This window comes from Aestuariibaculum sp. M13 (genome assembly GCF_024723255.1).
Classification (GTDB): Bacteria; Bacteroidota; Bacteroidia; order Flavobacteriales; family Flavobacteriaceae; genus Aestuariibaculum; species Aestuariibaculum lutulentum.
Window position 1 is genome coordinate 97,066 of record NZ_JANIAC010000006.1, and the last position, 24,269, is coordinate 121,334.

The 24,269-nt window shown below is 36.1% G+C and carries 17 protein-coding genes and 1 tRNA gene; 8 read left to right on the forward strand and 10 right to left on the reverse strand.

Annotated elements, in window-relative coordinates; translation table 11 throughout:
• Window positions 1-18: 18 nt before the first annotated feature.
• From rpsB to rplM, 3 genes are all read right to left on the reverse strand, one after another.
• Window positions 19-780 (reverse strand): 30S ribosomal protein S2, encoded by a 762-nt coding sequence (rpsB, locus tag NO995_RS17475; protein ID WP_258228603.1) that lies wholly within the window; start codon window positions 778-780, stop codon window positions 19-21.
• A 144-nt stretch (window positions 781-924) separates the two neighbouring features.
• Entirely contained in the window at window positions 925-1,311 is a 387-nt protein-coding gene (gene rpsI, locus NO995_RS17480; protein ID WP_240575208.1) for a 30S ribosomal protein S9, read from the reverse strand.
• The gene (rplM, locus tag NO995_RS17485; protein WP_240575209.1) at window positions 1,311-1,766 is read right to left on the reverse strand and encodes a 50S ribosomal protein L13; all 456 of its coding nucleotides are present in this window, start codon (window positions 1,764-1,766) and stop codon (window positions 1,311-1,313) included. The genes rpsI and rplM overlap by 1 nt, the downstream gene beginning before the upstream one ends.
• Window positions 1,767-2,091: 325 nt before the next feature.
• On the opposite strand from rplM, the gene NO995_RS17490 reads away from it, so the two are divergent.
• Complete coding sequence (locus NO995_RS17490) at window positions 2,092-4,038, forward strand: YgiQ family radical SAM protein (protein ID WP_258228604.1); 1,947 nt, start codon at window positions 2,092-2,094, stop codon at window positions 4,036-4,038.
• A gap of 64 nt (window positions 4,039-4,102) precedes the next feature.
• Here NO995_RS17490 and NO995_RS17495 read toward each other — a convergent pair whose 3' ends face one another.
• The 3 genes from NO995_RS17495 to polA form a co-directional block, all read right to left on the reverse strand.
• Window positions 4,103-6,892 carry a S9 family peptidase gene (locus NO995_RS17495; RefSeq protein ID WP_258228605.1) on the reverse strand — a complete coding sequence of 930 codons (2,790 nt, stop codon included), beginning with the start codon at window positions 6,890-6,892 and terminating at the stop codon, window positions 4,103-4,105.
• Window positions 6,893-7,042: 150 nt separating this feature from the next.
• Entirely contained in the window at window positions 7,043-7,960 is a 918-nt protein-coding gene (locus NO995_RS17500) for a hypothetical protein (RefSeq protein WP_258228606.1), read from the reverse strand.
• A 201-nt stretch (window positions 7,961-8,161) separates the two neighbouring features.
• On the reverse strand, window positions 8,162-11,017 hold the full coding sequence (gene polA, locus NO995_RS17505; protein WP_258228607.1) for a DNA polymerase I: 2,856 nt from the start codon (window positions 11,015-11,017) through the stop codon (window positions 8,162-8,164).
• Window positions 11,018-11,162: 145 nt separating this feature from the next.
• Between polA and NO995_RS17510 the strand changes: the two genes are divergently transcribed.
• The 3 genes from NO995_RS17510 (at window position 11,163) to NO995_RS17520 (ending at window position 13,720) form a co-directional block, all read left to right on the forward strand.
• On the forward strand, window positions 11,163-11,894 hold the full coding sequence (locus tag NO995_RS17510) for a copper homeostasis protein CutC (RefSeq protein ID WP_258228608.1): 732 nt from the start codon (window positions 11,163-11,165) through the stop codon (window positions 11,892-11,894).
• 100 nt (window positions 11,895-11,994) lie between these two features.
• Complete coding sequence (locus tag NO995_RS17515) at window positions 11,995-13,230, forward strand: metallophosphoesterase (RefSeq protein WP_240575218.1); 1,236 nt, start codon at window positions 11,995-11,997, stop codon at window positions 13,228-13,230.
• 193 nt (window positions 13,231-13,423) lie between these two features.
• A complete protein-coding gene (locus tag NO995_RS17520) occupies window positions 13,424-13,720 on the forward strand; it encodes a co-chaperone YbbN (RefSeq protein ID WP_240575220.1) in 297 nt (98 codons plus the stop codon).
• Here the strand turns inward: NO995_RS17520 and NO995_RS17525 are convergent.
• Complete coding sequence (locus NO995_RS17525) at window positions 13,717-14,370, reverse strand: polysaccharide deacetylase family protein (protein ID WP_258228609.1); 654 nt, start codon at window positions 14,368-14,370, stop codon at window positions 13,717-13,719. The two genes, NO995_RS17520 and NO995_RS17525, sit on opposite strands and share 4 nt — an antisense overlap.
• Before the next feature lie 3 nt (window positions 14,371-14,373).
• The gene (locus tag NO995_RS17530) at window positions 14,374-17,685 is read right to left on the reverse strand and encodes a DUF2723 domain-containing protein (protein WP_258228610.1); all 3,312 of its coding nucleotides are present in this window, start codon (window positions 17,683-17,685) and stop codon (window positions 14,374-14,376) included.
• Between the two features lie 152 nt (window positions 17,686-17,837).
• On the opposite strand from NO995_RS17530, the gene NO995_RS17535 reads away from it, so the two are divergent.
• Window positions 17,838-17,910: transfer RNA gene (locus NO995_RS17535), tRNA-Gln, on the forward strand.
• Window positions 17,911-17,983: 73 nt separating this feature from the next.
• Here NO995_RS17535 and NO995_RS17540 read toward each other — a convergent pair.
• Complete coding sequence (locus tag NO995_RS17540) at window positions 17,984-18,814, reverse strand: universal stress protein (protein WP_258228611.1); 831 nt, start codon at window positions 18,812-18,814, stop codon at window positions 17,984-17,986.
• A gap of 224 nt (window positions 18,815-19,038) precedes the next feature.
• Here NO995_RS17540 and rimP point away from each other — a divergent pair, with 224 nt between their 5' ends.
• Genes rimP through infB form a run of 3 tightly spaced genes read left to right on the forward strand, consistent with a single transcriptional unit; the run spans window position 19,039 to window position 23,621 of the window.
• Window positions 19,039-19,500 (forward strand): ribosome assembly cofactor RimP, encoded by a 462-nt coding sequence (rimP, locus tag NO995_RS17545; RefSeq protein WP_258228612.1) that lies wholly within the window; start codon window positions 19,039-19,041, stop codon window positions 19,498-19,500.
• 13 nt (window positions 19,501-19,513) lie between these two features.
• Entirely contained in the window at window positions 19,514-20,746 is a 1,233-nt protein-coding gene (gene nusA, locus NO995_RS17550) for a transcription termination factor NusA (RefSeq protein ID WP_240575225.1), read from the forward strand.
• A gap of 31 nt (window positions 20,747-20,777) precedes the next feature.
• Window positions 20,778-23,621: a translation initiation factor IF-2 gene (infB, locus tag NO995_RS17555; protein ID WP_258228613.1), complete on the forward strand. Its 2,844-nt coding sequence runs from the start codon at window positions 20,778-20,780 to the stop codon at window positions 23,619-23,621.
• A 152-nt stretch (window positions 23,622-23,773) separates the two neighbouring features.
• On the opposite strand, the gene NO995_RS17560 is transcribed toward infB, so the two are convergent.
• Entirely contained in the window at window positions 23,774-24,169 is a 396-nt protein-coding gene (locus NO995_RS17560; RefSeq protein WP_240575228.1) for an SPOR domain-containing protein, read from the reverse strand.
• Window positions 24,170-24,269: the final 100 nt, after the last annotated feature.

Genomic DNA, 24,269 nt, shown 5'->3' on the forward strand with positions numbered 1-24,269 from the left:
ATATTGCGTAAATGTTAATTATTCTTCCTCATTAGCTGCAACTGTTTTAGCTGCACCTTTTTTAGCTTTAGGAGCGTCTCCTTCAACTTTATCAGCTTTTCTTTCTGCTAAACCAGAAGAGATAGAAGCTGTAACATGAGATAAGATTTTATCGATTGACTTAGAAGCGTCGTCGTTTGCTGGGATAACATAATCAACCTGACGAGGGTCAGAGTTAGTATCTACCATAGCAAAGATAGGAATGTTTAATTTTTGAGCTTCTTTAATCGCGATGTGTTCACGTTTAATATCAACTACAAATAAAGCACCTGGTAAACGAGTCATGTCGCTTATAGAACCTAAGTTTTTCTCTAACTTAGCTCTTAAACGATCTACTTGTAAACGCTCTTTTTTAGATAACGTGTTGAAAGTACCATCTTTCTTCATTCTATCGATAGAAGCCATTTTCTTAACAGCTTTTCTAATAGTAACGAAGTTAGTTAACATACCACCTGGCCATCTTTCAGTGATGTAAGGCATGTTGATAGCTCCTGCTTTTTCAGCAACGATATCTTTAGCTTGCTTTTTAGTTGCAACAAATAAAATTTTACGACCAGAAGCAGCGATTTTTGCTAACGCTTCTCCAGCTTCGTCAATTTTAGCTGCTGTTTTATATAAGTTGATAATATGGATGCCATTACGCTCCATGTATACGTAAGGAGCCATGTTTGGATCCCACTTACGAGTAAGGTGTCCGAAGTGTACACCTGCTTCAAGTAATTCTTTTACTTCTACTGCCATTTTTGTAATAGTTTACGTTCTGTTGAATTAGCAATGATTAAGTGGTCATAGAATATTCGCCTTAACCATTTAGATGCTAAACTAAATCCTGTTTTACAAACAAGGACAACAACAATAACTGTTATTAATTTTTTTAAATAGATATTAACGTTTAGAGAACTGGAATTTCTTACGAGCTTTCTTCTGACCGAATTTCTTACGCTCTACCATTCTTGGATCTCTTGTTAATAATCCTTCTGGTTTAAGAGTTAATCTGTTTTCAGCATCTACTTCGCACATAGCACGAGAAATAGCTAAACGGATTGCCTCAGCTTGACCAGTGATACCACCTCCATATACATTTACGGTAATATCAAAGTTGCTTTCATTGTTAGTCATAACTAATGGTTGCTTAACTTTATACTGTAATGTAGCAGTTGTAAAGTAGCTAGTCATGTCTTTTTTGTTAATAGTGATGTTACCACTTCCTTGAGCAACATACGCACGAGCAACAGCCGTTTTTCTACGGCCAATTTTGTGAATTACTTCCATTAATTGAATTCGTTTAAGTTAATTGCAGTTGGCTTTTGTGCAGCGTGAGCGTGCTCTGTTCCAACAACAACTGTTAAATTACGGAATAAATCTGCTCCTAATTTGTTTTTAGGTAACATTCCTTTTACTGATTTTTCAACAACTCTTGCTGGATCTTTTCCAAACAATTCTGTAGCTGTTAATGTTCTTTGTCCACCTGGGTAACCTGTGTGACGAACGTAAGTTTTATCGTTCCACTTGTTTCCGGTTAAGTTGATTTTCTCAGCGTTAACAACGATTACGTTATCACCACAATCAACGTGAGGTGTGAAGCTAGGCTTGTGTTTTCCTCTTAAAAGTTTTGCAACTTTAGAAGCTAAACGACCCAAAGATTGTCCTTCGGCGTCAACTAAAACCCACTGCTTATCTGCAGTAGCTTTGTTAGCTGATACTGTTTTGTAGCTTAATGTGTCCACGTTTTTAATTAATTTTTATTAAACATTCCTCTCTCAAAAAGAGTTTGCAAATTTACGATTAATTATTTGATTACCAAATAGTGTGCTAACTTATTTTTATACAGCTTTTTAAATTCATATATTATTGGTGATTTTAAGTGTAATTATATTATAATGAATTGTTTGTGGATTTATCATTTAAACAGATTTGTTAGTTATTATTTTTCAGTTGAAACACTTTTTACAACGTTTAAACGTCAATTTTAGATTTTAGGACCTTCAAAAAACTCACAAAGCTTTCATAAATAAGTATCAAGAGCTGAATTTTGATTAATTTTGCAGCGTTATGCAAGAATTACAACTTTCAGATTGGTTACCTACCACAAACAAAGAGGTGAAGATACGCGGATGGGAAGAACTTGATGTTATCCTGTTTAGTGGAGATGCTTATGTGGATCATCCAACCTTTGGTCCGGCTGTTATTGGTCGTACCTTAGAAAGTTATGGTTTAAAAGTGGCTATTGTGCCTCAACCTAATGTTAACGACAATCTTCAGGATTTCGTTAAGCTTGGTCGTCCTAAAATGTTTTTTGGGGTTACCGGTGGTTGTATGGATCCGATGATTAGTAATTATAACGCTAATAAAAAACGTCGAGATAAAGATGCCTATACGCCAAATGGTGAAATAGGATTTCGTCCGGATTATGCCACGACGGTTTACTCTAATATATTAAAGGAGAAATGGCCTGATGTTCCCGTATTAATTGGTGGAATTGAAGCCTCTCTTCGTCGTGTGACACATTACGATTACTGGAGTGATAAATTGATGCCGACTATTTTAGAATCATCTAAGGCTGATATGCTGGTATATGGAATGGGAGAGCAACCACTGCGTGAAATCGTGCGTTTGCTTCAAAAAGGTGTACCTTTTAATAGTTTAAATACTATTAGTCAGACTGCGGTAATGGTGAGTGCAGATGAAAGCATACCAAAAAACAGTAATTGGGAAGATGTTGAAATTGCATCGCATGAAACCTGTTTAAAGGATAAGAAGGCCTATGCTTCTAACTTTAAGGTTATAGAGCAGGAGTCTAATAAACTGGCTGCACGCCGAATTTTTCAAAAGGTTGGTGATAAAACCTTAATGATTAATCCGCCGTATCCAACAATGACGGAAGAGGAAATTGATGCCTCTTTCGATTTACCCTATACACGATTACCCCACCCAAAATATAATAAACGCGGACCAATTCCAGCGTTTGAAATGATTAAGTTCTCCATTAACATTCACCGCGGATGTTTTGGGGGTTGTAGTTTCTGTACCATTTCGGCACATCAAGGGAAGTTTATTGCTTCTCGTAGTCAGGAGTCTATTTTAAAGGAAGTTGATAAGGTGGCGAATATGCCGGACTTTAAAGGTTATTTGTCTGATATTGGAGGGCCAAGTGCAAACATGTATAAAATGAAGGGAAAAATTCAGTCTATATGCGATAAGTGTGTAGCGCCTTCATGTATTTCGCCGGTTATTTGTAGTAATCTGGATACTTCACACAAGCCATTAACCGAATTATATAAAGCGGTTGATAGTCACCCCAAAGTAAAAAAATCATTTATTGGTAGTGGTATTCGTCACGATATGTTGGTTCCGGAGTTCAATAGAAATGCAGATCCTAAGGAACTTGATGATTATACTGAAGAGGTGATGACGAAGCATGTTTCTGGTAGACTTAAGGTAGCTCCAGAACATACCAGTGATCCTGTTTTAAAATTGATGCGTAAACCATCGTTTACCTATTTCCATAAATTTAAGGAGCGCTTCGATAAGATTAATGTTAAGCACAAACTGAAGCTTCAGTTAATTCCTTATTTTATATCTAATCATCCGGCGTGTGAAGCTGAAGATATGGCGAATCTGGCTGCGGAAACTAAAGATATGGGCTTTCAGCTGGAGCAGGTACAAGGGTTCACACCAACGCCTATGACGGTAGCAACGGTAATTTATTACAGTGGTTATCATCCGTATACTTTAAAGAAGGTAAAAACCCCAAAGACAAGAAAAGAGAAGGATGAGCAACATCGTTTCTTCTTTTGGTATAAAGATGAAAATAAAGCCTGGATTAGAAATACGCTTAATAAATTGGGGCGTCAGGATTTGTTAAAAGTATTACTGCCTGAAAATGATTCATGGCGAAAAAATAAACCCGGTAAACCTAAGCATACGTTTAATGATGCTGTGCCTTTTAATCAGCGTAAGGATAAAGCTAAGTTTAGACCTAAAAATAAGAAGCGATAATTCGTGAGAATAAAAAAAGCCTTGTATCGAAATACAAGGCTTTTTTGTTTTATAAAAATTAGGGCTATTCTTCTATAAGTTCATAGCCTTGATTAATTCCTTTTTCAGTAGCGGGCACACCACGATCCATCCAAAGTGGTTTTGCAGCTCCTTTTAAATAGTAATCGAAAAACTGAGACATTCTTAAAGTGAAGTCTTTTCTGTTCTGGTATTTTAGCGGCCAATGTGGTTCGTCGTTATAATTTAAGAACCAGGCAGGTTTTCCTAAACGGCGTAAGCTTACAAAAAATTCAATACCTTGATACCATGGTACGTGTCCGTCGGCATCGTTATGTAAAATTAATAAAGGGGTATTGATTTTATCAAGGTTGAAAATTGGTGAATTTTCAATGTAACGCATTGGGTATTCCCATGGTGTTCCTCCAATACGGCTTTGGGTATGCTCATATTGAAACTGACGGCTTAAACCAGTCCACCATCTAATTCCACCGTAGGCACTAATCATATTTACTACGGGCGCACCAGATTCGGCAGCTTTAAACATATTGGTTTTTGTTACCAGTTGCGCTATTTGATAACCTCCCCAGCTGTGACCTTGTAAACCGATGTTGTCTTTATCTATAAAACCTTTTTTAATGATATCGTTGGTTCCCGATACCACACAGCTTAAAGCACTTTCACCAGGGTAGCCTTCGCGGTATTTTACATCCGGATTGAAAATAACATAACCACGGCTGGTATAATAGCTGTAACTAATGGTTGAACGACCAAATACTGGTGCTCTGTGTTTGTGGATATCATCAGAACTGCGTTCGTAGAAATTCACAATCATCGGGTATTTTTTATTCGGGTCGAAGTTTTCGGGTTTAGCCAATAAACCTTCTAATTCTTCTCCGTCAAGCGACGTCCATTTTACCAATTCTATGGTTCCCCAGTTGTAATCTTTTTGTTGCGGATTGGCATCACTTAAAACATTTTGGGTTTTAAAGTTTAAATCGGTTAATCTTAAATCTGGGAATTCTTTAAACGATTCGCGAGTAAATAATAAGGCATCACTTAGTTCTGCTTTTACAGGTTTGCTATAGCTGAAATTACCTGTTTCAAGTTCTTTTAATGCACTGTTTTTTGGGTTGAATTCAGCGAAACCTCCGGCTTTTGTTGTTTCATTAAATGTTGATAATAACCATTTGTTTTTCGAACTAACAGATTCTTCTTCTTTATCTAATTTGATGTAACGATATACTATTTTGTTAGCACGGCCATTGGTTAGGTTAGTTGCTTCTCCTGAATTTGGGTTGTATTTCCAGATGTCGTAACGGTCGTAAAGTAAAATGTATTTATCGTTTTCCATCCATCCTGCTGTTCCATAGGCATGTGGAAAATCTGGCGAATCATTTAATTCGTCGTAAAAGACTTTTCCTTTGGTCAGTTCAATGTATTTGTCTGTTTTTATGTTGTAAGTAAACCAGGTGCTGTCGATAGAATGATAGCCGAAAACAAATGCGCCTTTTGGACTTAAAGAGGCATTAGGCGTCTTTTTTAGTATGATGGTTTGCGTTCCTGTTTTAGTATCTACAATGGCATAATCTTTAAGGCTTCTTCCTGTCCACTGGCTTTCTAAAGCGTAAGGTGTTGGGGTGTTTATTAATGTAATATTGGAGTTGCCTTTATCTGTAGTAGTTGAGTAAGGAAAAGGTTCCGTTTCAATTTGAACTGTTTTTTTCGTATTGAAATTATAAACCGTTTCGTAAGCTTTAATCGTATCATTTTTTACCTGTAATTCCTGAACCGTATATAGTCTTGGTTCGTTATACGTCCAAACTTCTACATTAACAATTTCGTCTTTTAATAAAGTCGTGTCTTTAATAACAGGCGGTTTTCTTAGTCCGAAATATAACTTCGATTCATCTTTTGAAAATCTAATGCTTCCGTCTTTAGACACTAAATACCCCTCAGGTGTTGTGGTATTGTCGTAAAGTTTATTAGCTATTTCTTGTCCGGTTTCCCAAATGTATAATTCGTTAGGGCGAATTTGAACTTTCGTAGTATCTGTATCTACCACAAATGCAAACCGATTTCCTGTTTCGCTAAAGCTTAATTTATTGTATTTGGCTTTTTTAGCTGAATAAATATTGGTTAATTTCGAGGTGTTAAAATCGTAAACATATACGCCTTCGCCTTCGTTATCTTTTTCGCCGGTGGTTGAAAATGCTAAGGTTTTACCTGTTTTGGCAAATGTATAGTTGGTTACGAATTTAAACGTATCCTGTGCTTTGGTATTTAGGTTTCTAACCACTAAATGATAACCGTTTGTTTTGCTCACCTTTTTAGGTTTCGCTTCTTTTTTATCTTCTTTCGTATCGGTGCTATCTGTTTTTGTTTCTTTTTTCGGAGCTTTTATCTCTTCTAAAAGGTATGCGACATAGCTAGACCATTTTTCAGGTAATGCATATGATTTTACATTCCCTATTTTATCCAGTTCCTTAGTGTCAAGGTTGTAAATAGCCAATGAGTCTTTAGGAAGTTTGTCTTTTTTTACCTTATGACGAAGCATATCGTCTACGCTATCTTTTAAAGGTTTAATCGTAAACGCTAAAAATTTAGAGTCATAAGAAAAGTTGCCTTGAGTTCCTCTAAAATATTCTAAAATGGTTTTTCCCTTATTTGAAGTTAAATGGAGATGGCTATCGGAGTTGTCTTGTTCTAAATCATAAACGATAAAGTTTCCGTTAGGAGCAACAGCTTCGTTTTTAATGCTATTCCATTGTTGAATATCTGAAAATTCAAGGGGCTTTTTTTGTGCGATTGATAGAAACGACACCAAAAAGAAAAGGTAGGTAAGGTTTAATTTCATCTGTAAGATTTAAAAAGTGTAAAAATAGTTAAACCAATGAAGTTGAGTGAGGTGTTTTCTTAAGTTTAACATAGTAAGCTTTTGAAGCCTGCAAACAAAAATGCCTGACAGCAAGGCTTCAGGCATTTTATATTATGTTGAATGTTAAAATTATTCTGCAGAACAAATGAATTTAATGTTTTCTGTATCTCCTTTTTTAGAGTCCCCGTTTACTTTAAAATCTGTAAATAAGTTGGCGAATTTTCTGTTTTGTTCACAGTCTGCTTCAAAAAGAATAGTGAAAGAGATTGGTGTACAACCCTCAAGGTTTCCTGTCCATGTCAATACTGTTGGAGAACCGTTACCATTGCCTGGATTAACAGTGTATTCTTTTCCGTCTAAAGCAGCGAAATCAGTAATATGAGGACAAGTGAATTTAATTTCGGCATCGGTTACATCTTCAGGGCTCATGTAAGTGAAGGTATAGCTGCCATCGTCATTTGCTTCGTAACTAAAACTTTCTTCGCAGGTATCTTGGCAAATACCAATTAATGAGTATGAACTTTCAATTAAAACATCGTCGTTTAGACCTTTTTGAAAGATAGTAAATGGAATTTCTTGGCACGCTTTCCAATCTAAAGGTAAATTGATAAAGTGTGTAGACATGGATCCAGAAGAAATACTTTCTTCGAATTTTTCATTACCGTCAATATTAATGGTAATATCTGCTTGTGCATTTGAGTTTCCTGAAACAATGTTGTAGTAAACGTTAATGATTAGTTGAGTTTCGGTGTTGTAAACATCATAACTAACTTCTTTTGTGTTTTTGCTATTTCCTGATGTTTTGGATTCAAGACCTGATTTTTTATAATAAGTATTTGAGCCTTCTTCAATACACATGGAAGAGCAATCATCCGAATATTCTTTAAGCGTTGCCGTAGATGTTTCAGATACTAGGGAGGTACTTGCTTTAGCATTAGCTGTTAATAATTCTTCAGAAGATAAGTCTTCTTGTTGACAGGCAAAAAATGTTGCTGATGAGATAATAGCACAGGCTATTAAATGAAATATTGGTGTAGTTTTTTTCATTTTAAGTATGGTTAAGCTGCTAATAAACACTATTGTTTAGTAGATTGAGGGAGCAGCAAATGAAGGAAGAAATACATTTTGGTCGAAAATTATTTGATGAAAATCATTGAATTTCAGACCATCTGAAAGAATGTGTAAAAAATACCGATGAATAGCATAGTTTAAGGTGATTGATGCTATTCATCGGGTGTAAAAAGTGGATTAATGCGCTTCTAACCAGTTATTGCCAGTGCCTAAATCGACATCTAAAGGTACGGCCAATTGGTAAGCGTTTTCCATTTCTGTTTTTACTAAGGTTTTAATGGTGTCCAGTTCTGGTTTGTATACATCGAACACCAACTCATCATGAACCTGAAGTAGCATTTTGGTTTTAAAATTGCCTATTTCTAATTTCTTATGAATATTAATCATGGCAATTTTAATAATATCTGCAGCACTTCCTTGGATTGGGGCATTTACGGCATTACGTTCAGCAGCACCTCGAACCACAGCGTTACGTGAATTGATATCTTTTAAGTAACGACGTCGCCCTAAAACAGTTTGTACATAACCATGGTCGCGCGCAAAATCGACTTGCTGACTGATGTAGTTTTTTAACTTCGGATAGGTTTCATAATAGGTGTCAATAAGCTCTTTCGCCTCGCTACGCGATAAATCGGTTTGGTTGCTTAATCCGAAAGCAGAAACCCCGTAGATAATTCCGAAGTTTACCGTTTTGGCATTACTACGTTGCTCACGGGTTACCTCTTCAATAGGTACATTAAAGACTTTTGAAGCTGTCGAAGCGTGAATATCTTCACCGTGTTTAAAGGCGTTAATCATGGTTTCTTCCTCACTTAAGGCGGCTATGATTCGTAGCTCAATCTGACTGTAATCGGCAGCAAGTAAGGTATAATCTTCATTACGCGGAATAAAGGCTTTACGCACTTGTCGTCCGCGTTCGGTACGAATCGGGATATTTTGTAAGTTCGGGTTGTTACTACTCAATCGACCGGTAGCTGCAACGGTTTGCATATAATCGGTGTGCACACGATAGTCGTTTGCATCAATCTGTAACGGTAACGCATCAACATAAGTGCTTTTTAATTTTGATAATCCTCTGAAATCTAAAATATGTTGAATGATTTCGTGGTCTTTAGCTAAGTAGCTTAATATATCTTCGGAAGTGGCGTATTGCCCGGTTTTGGTCTTTTTAGGTTTGTCAACCAACTTTAATTTTTCAAATAAAATATCGCCTAATTGCTTTGGTGAAGCAATGTTGAATTCTTCACCGGCAATCTCGTAAATTTTACTTTCCAAAGTTTTAATATCGTTGTCTAACTGCTCTGCCAGACTATGCAAAAAATCTTTGTCTAAATTGATGCCTTCCAGTTCCATTGACGATAATACGCGTAATAACGGAATTTCAATCTCGTCAAATAATTTTTGGGTATTGGCTTCGCCTAATTCTTTCTCAAAATGTTCCTTTAATTGCAATGTAATATCGGCATCTTCAACGGCATATTCAGTTTGCTTATCTAAAGCCACCTGACGCATCGATAGCTGATTTTTCCCTTTTTTTCCAATTAAAGTTTCAATAGAAATTGGTGTATAGTTTAAATAGGTTTCAGCCAGAACATCCATGTTATGACGCATATCCGGATTTATCAGATAATGAGCCAGCATGGTGTCGAATAATTTGCCTTTTACGGTAATGTTGTATTTTGCTAAAACTTTAATATCGTATTTTAAATTCTGACCAATTTTTTCGATGCTTTCACTTTCAAAAAACGGACGTAATTGTTCGATAAGTTCCTGTGCTTCGGTTTTATCTTCCGGAAACGGTAAATAAAAGCCTTTGCCCTTTTCCCATGAAAAAGCGATGCCTACCAATTCAGCAGCTAATGGATTAAGGTCTGTGGTTTCAGTATCAAAACACACCGACGTTTGATTCATTAAGTTTTTAATGAATAGTTTGGTTGCCATGCCCGAAGCCACACTTTGGTAAAAGTGTGATGTGGTTTCTGCTGTTTTTCTGGTGTATGCTGAACTTGTTTCAGTAGTTTCTTCATCATCTCCACTTCCAAATAAAGAGAATTGTCCGGCTCCAGCTGAAGCAGGTTCTTTTTTGGTTTCGGTTGCTTTTACAGTTTCGGTAGTTTCGGTTACTTGAGCAGGGGCAACTTCAGTACTTGTTGAAAACGTTTTTAAGAAATTGGTTAAAAGCTGTCTGAACTCTAAATCGTTGAAAATAGTGGTTACTTTTTCAATATCTGGCGTAGACATTTCAAAGTCTTGCTCGTCGAATTCCACTGGCACATCCAACATGATAGTCGCCAGTTTTTTAGAAAGTAATCCAAGCTCTTTATTGGCTTCAATTTTCTCTTTCATCTTTCCTTTTAGCTCATGGGTGTTTTCCAGCAAGCCTTCCATGCTACCGTATTCGGCAATAAACTTTTTGGCTGTTTTTTCACCCACACCAGGTAGACCAGGAATATTATCACTTGAATCACCCATCATGCCTAAAAAGTCAATAACCTGTAATGGGTCGGTAACTTCGAATTTCTTTTTCACCTCTTCGATACCCCAGGTTTCATAACCACCGCCAAACGATTTTGGGCGATACATAAAAATGTTTTCGGTAACCAATTGCGCAAAGTCTTTATCAGGGGTTACCATAAAGGTTTGGTAGCCTTGTTTTTCGGCTTGTTTAGAAAGCGTTCCAATAACATCATCGGCTTCATAACCTTCTTTTACCATAATGGGAATATGCATAGCCTTCAGGATTTCCTGAATATAAGGTACAGCTACTTTTATAGCTTCTGGAGTTTCATCACGATTGGCTTTATAAGCCTCAAACATCTCCACGCGATCGGTACTTCCGCCTTTGTCGAAACAAACGGCTAAATGGTCTGGTCTTTCACGTTTAATAACATCTAAAAGTGAGTTCATAAAACCCATAATGGCTGAGGTGTCGATACCTTTGCTGTTAATTCTTGGGTTCTTTATAAAGGCGTAGTACCCACGGAAGATTAAGGCGTAGGCATCAACTAAAAATAGACGTTTTTGATCAGACATATGTATTGTTTTATAAGAAGTTCAAAACTACAAAAACTTACGAGATAATTGCTGTTTAAATAGGTTGAGGCCTGTTTTAAAATCAATTTTTTGTGTGGCTGTTTAGTGTTTTTGAATCTGTATATTTGTTTTATAATTGAAAGTTATGATAGTAGAAGTTTGCGCAAACTCATTTGAATCAGCGCTTAACGCAGAAAAGGCCGGAGCGCATCGTATTGAATTGTGTTCGGAACTGGCAGTTGGTGGAATAACCCCGTCGTTCGGACTTATTAAAAAAGTGATGGAAAGTTTATCTATTCCCGTATTTGTTTTAATTCGTCCAAGAAGTGGGAATTTTACGTTTAGTGATGACGAAATGGATATTATGAAACATGATATTGCTATGTGTAAAGAATTGGGTTGTGCTGGGATTGTTTCTGGTATTTTAAATAGAGATAACACGATTGATACCGAAAAAACAAAAGAGCTTATTGAACTTTCAAAATCATTAGAATTTACATTTCACCGGGCGTTCGATTGGGTCCCTAATGCGAAAGAGGCTTTGGAACAATTGAAAGCCTTAGGGGTAAATCGCATTTTAACTTCAGGGCAGGAATCTTCAGCAGAAAAAGGACTTGCTCTACTTCAGAAATTAAAAGATAAAACTGAAGGTGAGTTAAATATTCTTCCCGGGGGTGGAATTAAACCCGAAAATGCAGGCAAGTTTAGGTCGGCTGGTTTTTCAGAAATACATGTATCGGCATCAACCATAGAAACGGTTATTGAAACCCCAAAGGTATCTATGAATAGTGCTAAGTTTTTTGATGAAACCATAAAGTCGTATTCCGATATCAAAACCATAAAGCAGATTTTGGCTGTTACAGGTTCTGACGCATAGTTGGTTAACTTACTTACAAGGAAGTCTTAAGGTAGCGTTAAAAGCATTTCAGCATTTATTTTAGAGTTTAAATTCAGTTATATTTGATAAAAAAACGATTATGATGCGTTGGCTCATCTTTATTATAATTTACATCATCGCCGATTTATATGCCTTTCAAGCCTTTAGAACGGTCACAAAAAACAATTGGATTTTAGGCTTGTATTGGCTTATTTCCCTATTGGTTATTGGTAATTTTGTTTATAACTATTACGGTTTTAACCGAAGTGATGGTTTTAGCCACAGACATGCCTTTGCGTTTGGTTTTTTTATAGCTTTATTGGTGCCTAAAATGATTGTATTGGTTGCTATGTTGGGCGAAGATATATTCAGGATACCTCAGGCGATTTACCGATATTTTACCGAAGGAAGTTCGGCTGAAGGGAACTATTTTGCTTCGCGTCGTCAGTTTATAAGCAAGATTGCTTTGGGTGTTGCTGCGATTCCCTTTGCATCGATTATCTACGGAATTTATAAAGGAAAATACAATTTTAAAGTTTTAAAATATACTTTGACTTTTGATGATTTACCAGATGCATTCGATGGTTATAAAGTCACACAGGTGAGTGATATTCACTCGGGGAGTTTTGATGATGTTAATAAGGTAGATTATGCGATTAACCTGATAAATGAACAGGAAAGCGATATGATTTTATTCACAGGAGATATGGTGAATAATAAAGCGGAAGAACTGAAACCTTATTTAGGAATCTTCGGAAAATTAAATGCTAAGGATGGTTTGTATTCTGTTTTGGGGAATCATGATTATGGCGATTATGTGTCTTGGGATTCTGAGGCTGCGAAACATCAGAATTTGGAAGATTTAAAAGCACACCAAAAGGAAATAGGCTTCGATTTGTTGTTGAATGAAAGTCGATTTATAGAACGCGACGGACAACGATTGGCTTTAGTAGGTGTTGAAAACTGGGGAACCGGCGGATTTAAGAAGGCCGGAGACCTTAAGAAAGCGACTAAAGATGTTCATGCCAATGACTTCAAAATATTAATGAGTCACGACCCTACACACTGGGAAAAGAAAGTGAAAGACGATGAGTATCATTACCATCTTACTTTAAGTGGGCATACACACGGGATGCAGTTTGGTATTGAAATTCCGGGGTGGTTTAAATGGAGTCCTGCAAAATGGCGTTACAAATACTGGGCTGGGATGTATAATGAAATGGGGCAATACCTTAATGTAAACAGAGGTTTTGGCTATTTGGCATTTCCCGGACGTGTGGGTATTTGGCCTGAAATTACCGTTATCGAACTTAAAAAAGGTACTGCTACGGCTTAAGCTTAATTTGCTTTTAAGGCATCTCGAATTAGTAACGAATATCGATTGCTTAAGAAATGTTGTATTTCCTAAAGAAATTGCGTATTTTTATAAGTAGGCATTGTTAAATATAAAGTAAAACTATGCGAATATTCGTAATATGAAAAAAATGTGTAGGTTTGTAAAAGTATATTTGACTCATAAACAATAAAGTATGTCAAAATTTGGGGAACTTATTGATGTAGAAATTCCAGTGCTGTTAGATTTTTTTACTGATTGGAATGAACAGTCTTCTACAATGCACGCTGTTTTAAGAGATGTTGCAGCAGCGTTAGGCGATAAGGCAAAAGTAATTAAGATTGATGTTGAAAAAAACGGAGAACTTGCTGAAGCTTTACGGGTAAAAGCGATACCAACACTAATAATCTATAAAGGCGGTGAAATGAAATGGCGTCAAAGTGGAGAACAGGACGCTAACACCATTATTGGTATTGTTCAACAGTATATTTAATTCGGAATCGCTTCAAACCGATATCCCTTGTATGTAAAGTGTTTTAATACTTTGGGCAATGCATACTGCATGTTTCTTGCTGCTTTTAAGCTGTCATGAAACACAACAACACTCCCGTTTACAGCTTTAGAAATGACATTCTCTACACATTGTTCTTCGGTTATATCTTTATCCCAGTCAAAAGAAATAATGTCCCACATAACAATCTTATAATTCAAAGCTAACAATTGTTTTCCTTGATTTGGTTTGAGTTTACCGTAAGGCGGCCTGAATAGATTTGTGGTTACAGGTTGGCCTTCAAATTGCTGTTTTTCGAAGATTTCCTGAGCTTGCTTTATGTTGGCTAAATAATCGTTGTTTTTGGTTTTCCAGCCCTTAAGGTGGTTGTGTGTGTGGTTGCCGATAGCGTGCCCTTCTTTTAGAATATTCAGAAAGATTTCAGGATGTTTTTCCACGTTATTACCAATGCAGAAAAATGTGGCTTTGGCATTGTAAGCTTTAAGAGTATCTAATGTCCAGTTTGTGATTTCGGGAGTAGGTCCGTCATCAAAAGTAAGGTAAATGATTTTTTCGGTAGTAGAGATGTCCCAAACATAGTTTGGGAACATCTTTTTTATAACTACCGGTATTTTTACAAAAGACGTAGGCATATCTTAATCAAGGATATCTGCACTACTGTCTTGTGGACTGAAGGTTGTGTCTTCTTCCTCTGGAGCGTAATAGTCTTCATCGGCTTGATCTCCATAAAAATGCTTAAATAACATTAAATGATTGTTGAAAATATCACCTTCTGTTTCAGCGAATTTAGGATCGTATTTTGCCAATACATCTACAAGAGCTTTATAACGCTGAATATCGGTATAGATTTCTTCGAACATTCTGTTCTGGCTATCGATAGATAAACTACTGTAATAGGTTAAACTCTCCTGATATTTTTTAGCAACCTGTTTGAATAAATTTTCAGCTTTATCCTTGTTATTAACCTCATAATACGCACTTATGTATGGTTCTAATAGTGTGTAGTAACCAAAGTAGTCAACCGGCATATTCGTCATAGCTATATCGGCTATTTCTTCAGCTTTATCCAGTTTGTTTTCGTTTAATAACTGTTCTATTAAACGCGCTAAGTTACTTCTGTATGTAATAGAGTTTTTACGAGTTTCGGTGTCGTGGTAAATATCCGGGCTTCCGCTGTTACCCCAATACCAGTTTTTTACTTTTTCATACATTAAATCGCTATCTACACGTCCCATATCAAACGGATTTGACTTGTTGATAGGAGTTTTAATAGGAACTAATTTGTAGCATAAACCATCTAATTGTAAATAGTCTTTCATCCAGATGTAATCATCATCACCAAAACTTCCGCCAGTAAAATAAATAGGACGTTTCCAGTCGTTGTTGGCAACAATGTCCAGCATTAATAAACGGTTTTTAAATAATGCATTTCCTGAAATTGTAAGATCTATATATGGCACAATTTTATCTACATCTTTTGGTTTTACAATGCCTGATTTTAACGCGTTTTCTTTGTTTACCGGAAGACGTAAATGACGTGTAGGTAAATAGCTTGCATTTAAATCTTGACGACGTACCTGAGAAATGTCGATATTGTTTTGCTGTAATACATATTTGTATTTTGTTTTAGGGTTATCACTAGATATAAAATCTAAAAATTGTTTAATTTCTAAGGTATCAGGGATAACCTCCTCAATCATAATTACGTCATTTGTTCCATATTGGTAATTTTTATGATGTAATTGTGACGGAATCGGGTCGCTATCGTATGCTTTGCGTTTCATTTGATCGATATACCAATCGGTTTGGAATAAACTGGTATTTACTACTCGAACATCGGTACGATAACCTTCAATTTCCTGAGCATACCAAAGCGCAAAGGTGTCGTTATCGCCAATAGTGAATAAAATACCATTTTTTTCACAGGAATCCAGATACATTTTAGCCATAGAGTTGGCAGTGTATTTTCCTGAGCGGTCATGGTCATCCCAGTTGTTGGCAGCCAAAATACCAGGAACTAAAACCAAACAAACTATGGTAATTACCGGAGCTGTAAATTTAGATGGCGCGAATTTTTTAATAGCATCGTAAATAGCATATACTCCAAAACCAATCCAAAGGGCAAAAACGTAAAACGATCCTACTACAGAATAGTCACGCTCTCTTGGCTCAAACGGACGCACATTGGTGTACACCTGAATGGCAACGCCTGTAAACAGGAAGAAAACCAACAAGGTCCAGAATACTTTTTTGTCTTTATTGAATAAAAAGAAGAATCCGATTAGTCCTAAAATAAAAGGTAGCAGGTAATAGGTGTTTCTTGCTTTATTATTTTTAACATCGCTTGGTAGGTTGTCTTGAGATAAACCAAGTAATTTTTCATCTAAAGGTTTAATGCCGGTAATCCAGTTTCCGTGGTTGTCGTATTTACCTTGAATATCATCTTGTCTTCCTGAGAAGTTCCACATAAAGTAACGCCAGTACATATATCCTAATTGATATTGAAACATGTATTTAATGTTGTCGGCTAAGCTTGGCTTTTCAATATCGATATAGCTTTTAAAGCGCTTTAAAAAGGTGTTGTAGCCTTCGCGGTCTACATTACCCTGGGCTACATCATTTTTAAATTGATTAATGGCACTGCGAAGTTGGTTATCCATTTGATGTTCTGGCTTTAATTTGAAATTTAAGAATCCGGTAAACATCATGTAGTTTTCAGCATGCTCAGCACTCCACATACGTGGTAAGTAAGAGGCGTGTTTAGAGTTGTAGTTTTGTTTCGCGTTTTTATAATCGTTAACAATAACGTATTCTCTTTTTTCTTCGTCTTTTTCGTATTTAGGCTTGTCGTCTACATACGGATTGTTTTCATCTAAAAAGGCATATTGATCGGTAAATTGTGGCCCGTAAAATAAATGGGTTTCCGGATACTGTTCTAAGTTGTAATATGCTAAAAGCTCTCTGGCACTGGATGGATTGTTTTCGTTAATTACGACATTAGCGTTAGCTCGAATAGGTAGCATTAACCAGGTTGAAAATCCAATGATAACAAACGTTAAACAAAGCACGGTTGTGTTTAAGTGTGTGTAACCTTTGGTTTTGGTGTATTTTAAAGCGTAATATATAAGAGCAACCAATACAATGCCAGCAATAATAGTTCCTGAATTAAAAGGAAGACCTATTGTGTTAATAAAGAATATTTCAGAAGCACTAAATATTTTAAGAATATTAGGTGCTAATAATTTAAATACAAATAATAAAACCGCAACCGAAGCAACATTGGCAATAATGAAGTTTTTAAGGGTGATGGTTTTGTAATTTTTAAAGTAATAGATTAAACCAATTGCCGGAATGGTTAATAACCCCATAAAGTGTACCCCAAAAGACAGACCAATAATAAAGGAGATTAAAATTAACCAGCGGTTACCTCGAGGTTTATCCATGTCCTGTTCCCAGCGTAACCCTAGCCAAAACATTACAGACATGATAAGTGTTGCCATGGCATATACTTCGGTTTCCACAGCGTTAAACCAAAACGAATCGGTAAAAGTGAAAGCCAAACTACCTACTAAACCACTTCCTAGAATAGCGATTGCTTTATTTTGGTTTAATTCTTCATCATTAGTTATTAATTTTTTTAATAATAGTGTAATGGTCCAGAACATAAATAAAATAGTGAAGGCACTAGATATGGCGCTCATCATATTCATCATGAAACCAACCTGAGAAGGTTCTAAGGCAAACATCGAAAAGAATGCACCAAGCATTTGAAATAACGGAGCTCCAGGTGGGTGACCAACCTGTAACTTTGCTGAGGTTAAGATATATTCTCCGGCATCCCAGAAGCTTACAGTAGGTTCGGTAGTTAAGGTGTAAGTTATAAGAGCAATTAAAAAAGCAAACCATCCTAAAATGGTATTCCATTTCTTAAAGTTGAAATTGGTCATGAATTTTTCTTTATTTTTATGAAGGCGAATTTAATAATAAATATGGTTTACAATACCTTTTTAAGGAAACCTTAAGGGGAGAATAAAAATTTTTTTAAAAAAAGCTTGCAGAAACCAAACTTTGTTATAAATTTGCACCCGCAATCAAGCATTGGCCTATGGTGTAACTGGCAACACGTCTGGTTTTGGTCCAGAAGAGTCTAGGTTCGAGCCCTAGTAGGCCAACAAAATTGCTAAAATCCTAATCTAATAAGATTAGGATTTTTTTATGCGCTAAATTTAAGGTTTTAAATGAGTATTATTCTTTGATTTTGAAGGTCATAATGGGTTGATTGGCATGGTTTACCAAATCTTCACTTATACTGCCATTAAAAAAATGAGATAAACCTTTTCTGCCATGTGTGCTTATGCTAATTAAATCGGCTGAAATAGATTTGGCATAATTTAAAATGCCGCTTTCTACACTGGCATCGTTGTAAATTACCGTTGTATAGTCTTTTAAATTGAAATCTTTTGTGAAGTTTTCTATTTTGGCTTTAGCTTCATCTGTTGTGATAAAGAAGTTAGGCGTATTCACCATGATTAGGTGTAGTTTGCTTTTAAAAAGTTTTGCGAATCCCACAGCACTTTCGAAGGCACTTTGGCTATCGGTTTCAAAATCTGATGCGTAAACCATATTCTCAACATTAAAGTTGTTGTGTTCGTTTTTAATAACCAATACAGGTACTTCTGAGGTGCGCACTACTTTTTCGGTGTTACTTCCAATGAATATTTCTTTGAGTCCGTTAGCGCCACTCGAGCCCATAATAACTAAATCGATGTTTTGTTTTTTGCAAACATGAAAAATACCTTTAAAAATTTCATGAAACTCGACATGTTCTTGAATATTAAGTCCTTCGAGATAGCTTTTTTCTCTTAGTTCGGTAAATTGCTTGTGTGCCAGTTTCATAAAAAACATAGCTTCCGGTAATTCACTAAAACCACTAATTGGATCTACCTGATGCAATGGAATTTCAAGTATATGTAATAAGTGAAGTTCGCACTTGTGTTTTTTTGCCAGTTGAGCGGCGACCTTTAGGGCGTTTTCAGCTTCAGTAGAAAAATCGGTGGGAACAAGAATTTTTTTCATTGGTTTTGAGGTTTTGTATTTGAGTTTAATGTTTGTTAGGATTGATTGATTTTTAAAAATTCTGGTATGAATTTAATGATTTTAATTTACTTGTAGCTATAGGTGTTTATATCTAAATTTATGAAATATTCCTTTAAAAATCAATAAAATGTTATATATTTGCAGCGTTGAAAGGCGAAATTAAGAACGAGGGGACATAGGGTCCCCTCTTTTTATAATAAAAAATGTTTAAAGAAACCGTAAAAGATTTACTTGGTGCTGCGTTGGAAGAACGCTCAGACTTGTTTTTAATCGAGTTCACTATTAGTCCAGATAATCATATTAAAATTGTGATTGATGGCGATAGTGGTGTGTTGGTTGAAGACTGTATGTTTGTAAGTCGTGCAATAGAACATAATATCGATAGAGAAGAACATGATTTTTCTCTGGAAGTTATGTCGGCAGGAGCAGCATCTCCATTAGTAAACAAAAGGCAGTATAAAAAGAATCTGAATAGAGACCTTAAAGTAAAAACAGCTTCAGAGAAATTTGAAGGAACACTTGCAAAGGCTACCGAAGCAGATATAACATTAGAATGGAAGGTTAGAGAACCTAAACCTGTAGGTAAAGGGAAAGTAACTGTAACAAAACAAGCGAACATCGCTTACGAGGATATTGTAGAAGCAAAAGTTATGATTAAATTTTAATTCAATAAGAGTTATGGAGAATATCGCGTTAATTGAATCTTTTTCAGAATTCAAAGACGATAAGCTAATTGACCGTGTTACGTTAATGGCGATTTTAGAGGAAGTGTTTAGAAGCGCCTTAAAAAAGAAATATGGTGATGATGATAATTTCGACATTATTGTAAATCCTGATAAAGGAGATTTAGAGATCTGGAGAAACAGAGTTGTAGTGGCTGATGGTGAGGTTGAAGATCCAAATCAGGAGATTTCATTAACAGAGGCTCGTAAAATTGAACCAGACTTCGAAGTAGGTGAGGACGTATCAGAAGAAGTAAAGCTTATAGATTTAGGAAGACGTGCTATTTTAGCATTACGCCAAAATTTAATCTCAAAAATTCACGAACACGACAATACTATAGTATTTAAAAACTTTAAAGACTTAGTAGGAGAAATATATACAGCTGAAGTGCACCACATTCGTCACAGAGCTGTTATTTTATTAGACGATGAAGGTAATGAGATTGTTTTACCAAAAGACAAACAAATTCCTTCAGATTTCTTTAGAAAAGGAGATAATGTAAGAGGTGTTATTGATAGTGTAGAGCTTAAAGGAGCAAAACCAACTATTATCATGTCTAGAACATCGCCTTCATTCTTAGAGAAACTTTTCGAACAAGAAATTCCAGAGGTATTCGACGGTTTAATTACTATTAAGAATGTAGTAAGAATACCAGGTGAAAAAGCGAAAGTAGCGGTAGATTCTTATGATGACAGAATCGATCCTGTTGGAGCGTGTGTTGGTATGAAAGGTTCTAGAATTCACGGTATTGTTCGTGAGTTAGGTAACGAAAATATCGACGTTATTAACTATACAAATAACTTACAGTTATATATTACCAGAGCGTTAAGTCCTGCAAGAGTTACTTCAATCAAAATCGATGAAGATAATAAACGTGCAGAAGTCATCTTAAAGCCGGAAGAAGTAAGTAAAGCTATTGGTAGAGGTGGTCACAACATCCGTTTAGCGGGTCAGTTAACAGGCTACGATATCGATGTGTTTAGAGAAGGTGCTGAGGAAGACGTAGAATTAAGTGAGTTCTCAGATGAAATAGAAGGATGGATTATTGAAGAATTTAGCAGAGTTGGATTAGATACTGCAAAGAGTATTTTAGAAGAGGATGTTAAAGATTTAGTAAAACGTACCGATTTAGAAGAAGAAACTATTAAAGAAGTTATTCGAATTTTAAGAGAAGAATTCGAAGAATAACATATATATTTGAGTATTTTAAAGGCAATTTATGGCTGAAACAATTAGATTAAATAAAGTATTACGCGAGCTGAATATTTCTTTAGATCGTGCCGTAGAATTTTTAGATTCTAAAGGTATCGAAATAGAGAAGCGACCAACCACGAAAATTTCCGAGGAAGTATACAATGTGCTTTCTAGTGAATTTCAAGTAGATGCAAACAAAAAAGTAGCATCTAAAGAGGTTAGTGAAGCTAAGCAGAAAGAAAAAGAGGAGCTGCGAGAGCAACGTGAGCGTGAACTTGAAGAAAAACAAAAAGAGGCAGCTAGAAAGGAAGAAATTGTAAAAGCCACTAAAATACTTTCTGGTCCTAAGCAAGTAGGTAAGATTGATTTAGATCCTAAAAAACCTGCTGAAACTCCTCAGGCTGAAACACCAGAACCACCAAAACAAGAAGAACCTAAGGTTGAAGCTCCAAAAGAAGAGCCTGTTAAAACCGAAGCTCCAAAAGAAGAGGTGGCAAAAACAGAAGTGAAAACCGAGGCTCCTGTTCAGGAACCAAAGGCAGAAGAAAAACCAAAAGTTGAAACTCCAAAACCTGTGCAAGTAAATAAACCTAAAGAGCACAAAGGTCCTGAAGTTGAGAAAACACTTGTTACTAATGAAAACGGTGAAATCGTTGCAGAAGAAAAAGTAAAAACTCAGTACCAAAAGCTTACCGGTCCTAAAATTGCAGGTGATAAAATTGACTTATCTCAATTTAATAAGCCTAAGAAAAAGAAGGAAGATAAAAAAGGTGATAATAAGCCAGGTAATGCTGCCGATGCCAATAAGAAAAAGCGTCGTCGTATAAGTAAAGCAGGAGGTCCAAATCAACCAGGTCAGCCAGGTCAAGGTGGTGGTGATAACAGAGGAAACACTAACCGTCCTAACGATCGTTTTAATAAAGGAGGTAACAAAGCTAGACGCCCTATTATTAAAGAGGATCCTAGTGATGAAGATGTTAAAAAACAAGTGCGTGAAACACTTGAAAAACTTCAGGGAAAATCAACTAAAGGTAAGGGAGCTAAATACCGTAGAGATAAGAGAGATCAGCACAGAGATCAAACTCAAAAAGAGTTGATGCAGGAAGCTGCAGAAAGCAAAATCCTTAAGGTAACCGAGTTCGTTACAGCGAACGAGGTGGCTACTATGATGGATGTGCCTGTTACACAAATTATCTCAGCTTGTATGTCGCTTGGTATGATGGTGACTATGAACCAACGTTTAGATGCAGAAACTTTATCGATTGTTGCTGAAGAATTTGGTTATAAAGTAGAATTTGTAACAGCAGATATTGAAGAGTCAATAGAAGTTGTTGAAGATAAAGAAGAAGATTTAAAACCAAGAGCGCCGATTGTAACGGTAATGGGTCACGTAGACCACGGTAAGACATCGCTTTTAGATTACATCCGTAAGGAAAATGTAATCGCTGGTGAGTCTGGAGGTATTACACAGCACATTGGAGCTTATGGAGTTGAATTAGAAAACGGACAAAAAATAGCATTCCTTGATACACCAGGTCACGAGGCCTTTACTGCGATGCGTGCTCGTGGTGCTCAGGTAACCGATATTGCTATTATTGTGGCTGCTGCCGATGATGATATCATGCCACAAACTAAAGAGGCGATTTCTCACGCACAGGCTGCAGGTGTTCCAATTGTATTTGCAATTAACAAAATTGATAAGCCGACAGCGAATCCTGATAAGATTAAAGAAGGATTAGCAAATATGAACCTTTTAGTAGAAGATTGGGGTGGTAAAATTCAATCACACGATATCTCTGCAAAAGTGGGAACCGGTGTTAAAGAATTATTAGAAAAAGTATTACTTGAAGCTGAATTATTAGAGCTTAAAGCGAATCCTAACAAGCCTGCAGTAGGTACGGTTGTAGAAGCTTTCCTTGATAAAGGTAGAGGTTATGTAGCAACAGTATTAGTAACAGGTGGTACATTAAAAGTTGGAGATTACGTTTTAGCTGGTAAAAACAGTGGTAAAGTTAAAGCAATGCACGACGAGCGTGGTAACGATGTTATCGAAGCTGGTCCATCTACTCCGGTATCTATTCTTGGTTTAGATGGTGCACCACAAGCAGGTGATAAATTCAACGTATTCGAAGACGAACGTGAAGCAAAACAAATTGCAGCAAAACGTTCGCAATTACAACGTGAGCAATCGGTGCGTACGCAACGTCATATTACACTTGATGAGATTGGACGTCGTATTGCATTAGGAGACTTCAAAGAATTAAACATCATCCTTAAAGGTGACGTGGATGGTTCTGTTGAGGCACTTACCGATTCATTCCAGAAATTATCAACTGAAGAAATTCAGGTTAACATTTTACATAAAGGCGTTGGTGCTATTACCGAAAGTGACGTATTATTAGCTTCTGCTTCAGATGCGATTATTATCGGATTTAACGTTCGTCCTGTTGGAAATGCTCGTGCTACAGCGGATAGAGAGGAAATCGATATCAGAACTTACTCAATCATCTATGATGCTATTAACGATCTTAAAGATGCGATGGAAGGTATGTTGTCTCCAGAGTATAAAGAAGAGGTTACTGGTACAGCCGAAATTAGAGAAATCTTTAAAGTTTCTAAAATTGGTAGCATAGCTGGATGTATGGTAACTAATGGTAAAATCTTAAGAAGCTCGGGTGTTCGTATTATTAGAGATGGTGTGGTTGTTTACACTGGAGAGTTAGCGTCGTTAAAACGTTTCAAAGACGATGTTAAAGAAGTAACTAAAGGATACGATTGTGGTATGCAGATTAAAAATTACAATGATATTAAAGAAGGTGATATTATTGAAGCATTCCACGAGGTTGAAGTTAAGAAGAAGCTTAAATAGTAGCTTAGTCATAAAAGGAAAGACGCTTAGAAATAAGTGTCTTTTTTTTTGCGTTTAACTTAACTTAACTTAACTTAACTTGTAAAACTGTTTAAAGCATAAAAAAAAAGCGACATGTTTATGTCGCTTTTCTTATTCGTATGAGTGTCGAATTAACTTGTCTTTTTCGGCTTAAAAATAAAGGCTGTTGGAAATTCTGTTTTTATCTTTTTTAAAGCACGGTCGGCTTCCAGTCGGGTTCTGAAATTACCAGCCCAAATTTTAAAATTTGGTGTTTCATATTGAATACTGGCATGCCAATCTGGAAAAAGCTCTTCGAATTGAGATTGAGTTGATTCGGCTTTGCTTCTATTGCCTGAATAAATTTGTATTCTATATCTCTCAGAATCATTTTCACTACTGTTAATTTCTTTCTTTAAATTCAGTAACGTAGGAATGTTTTTATCTTGATTTATAGTAACCTTACCTTCTTGTCCATAACAAAAATTGGTTACAATAACAATGATAAATGTTGTTAATAGCTTGATTTTTAATTTCAAAGGTTTCATTGTGTAATGGGTTTATGCAAATGTATACGTAATAAAGTGAAAATGGGGCTATTTTTATTATTTAGAATCCCTCTAAATTAGACATTAACACTTGTCTAAC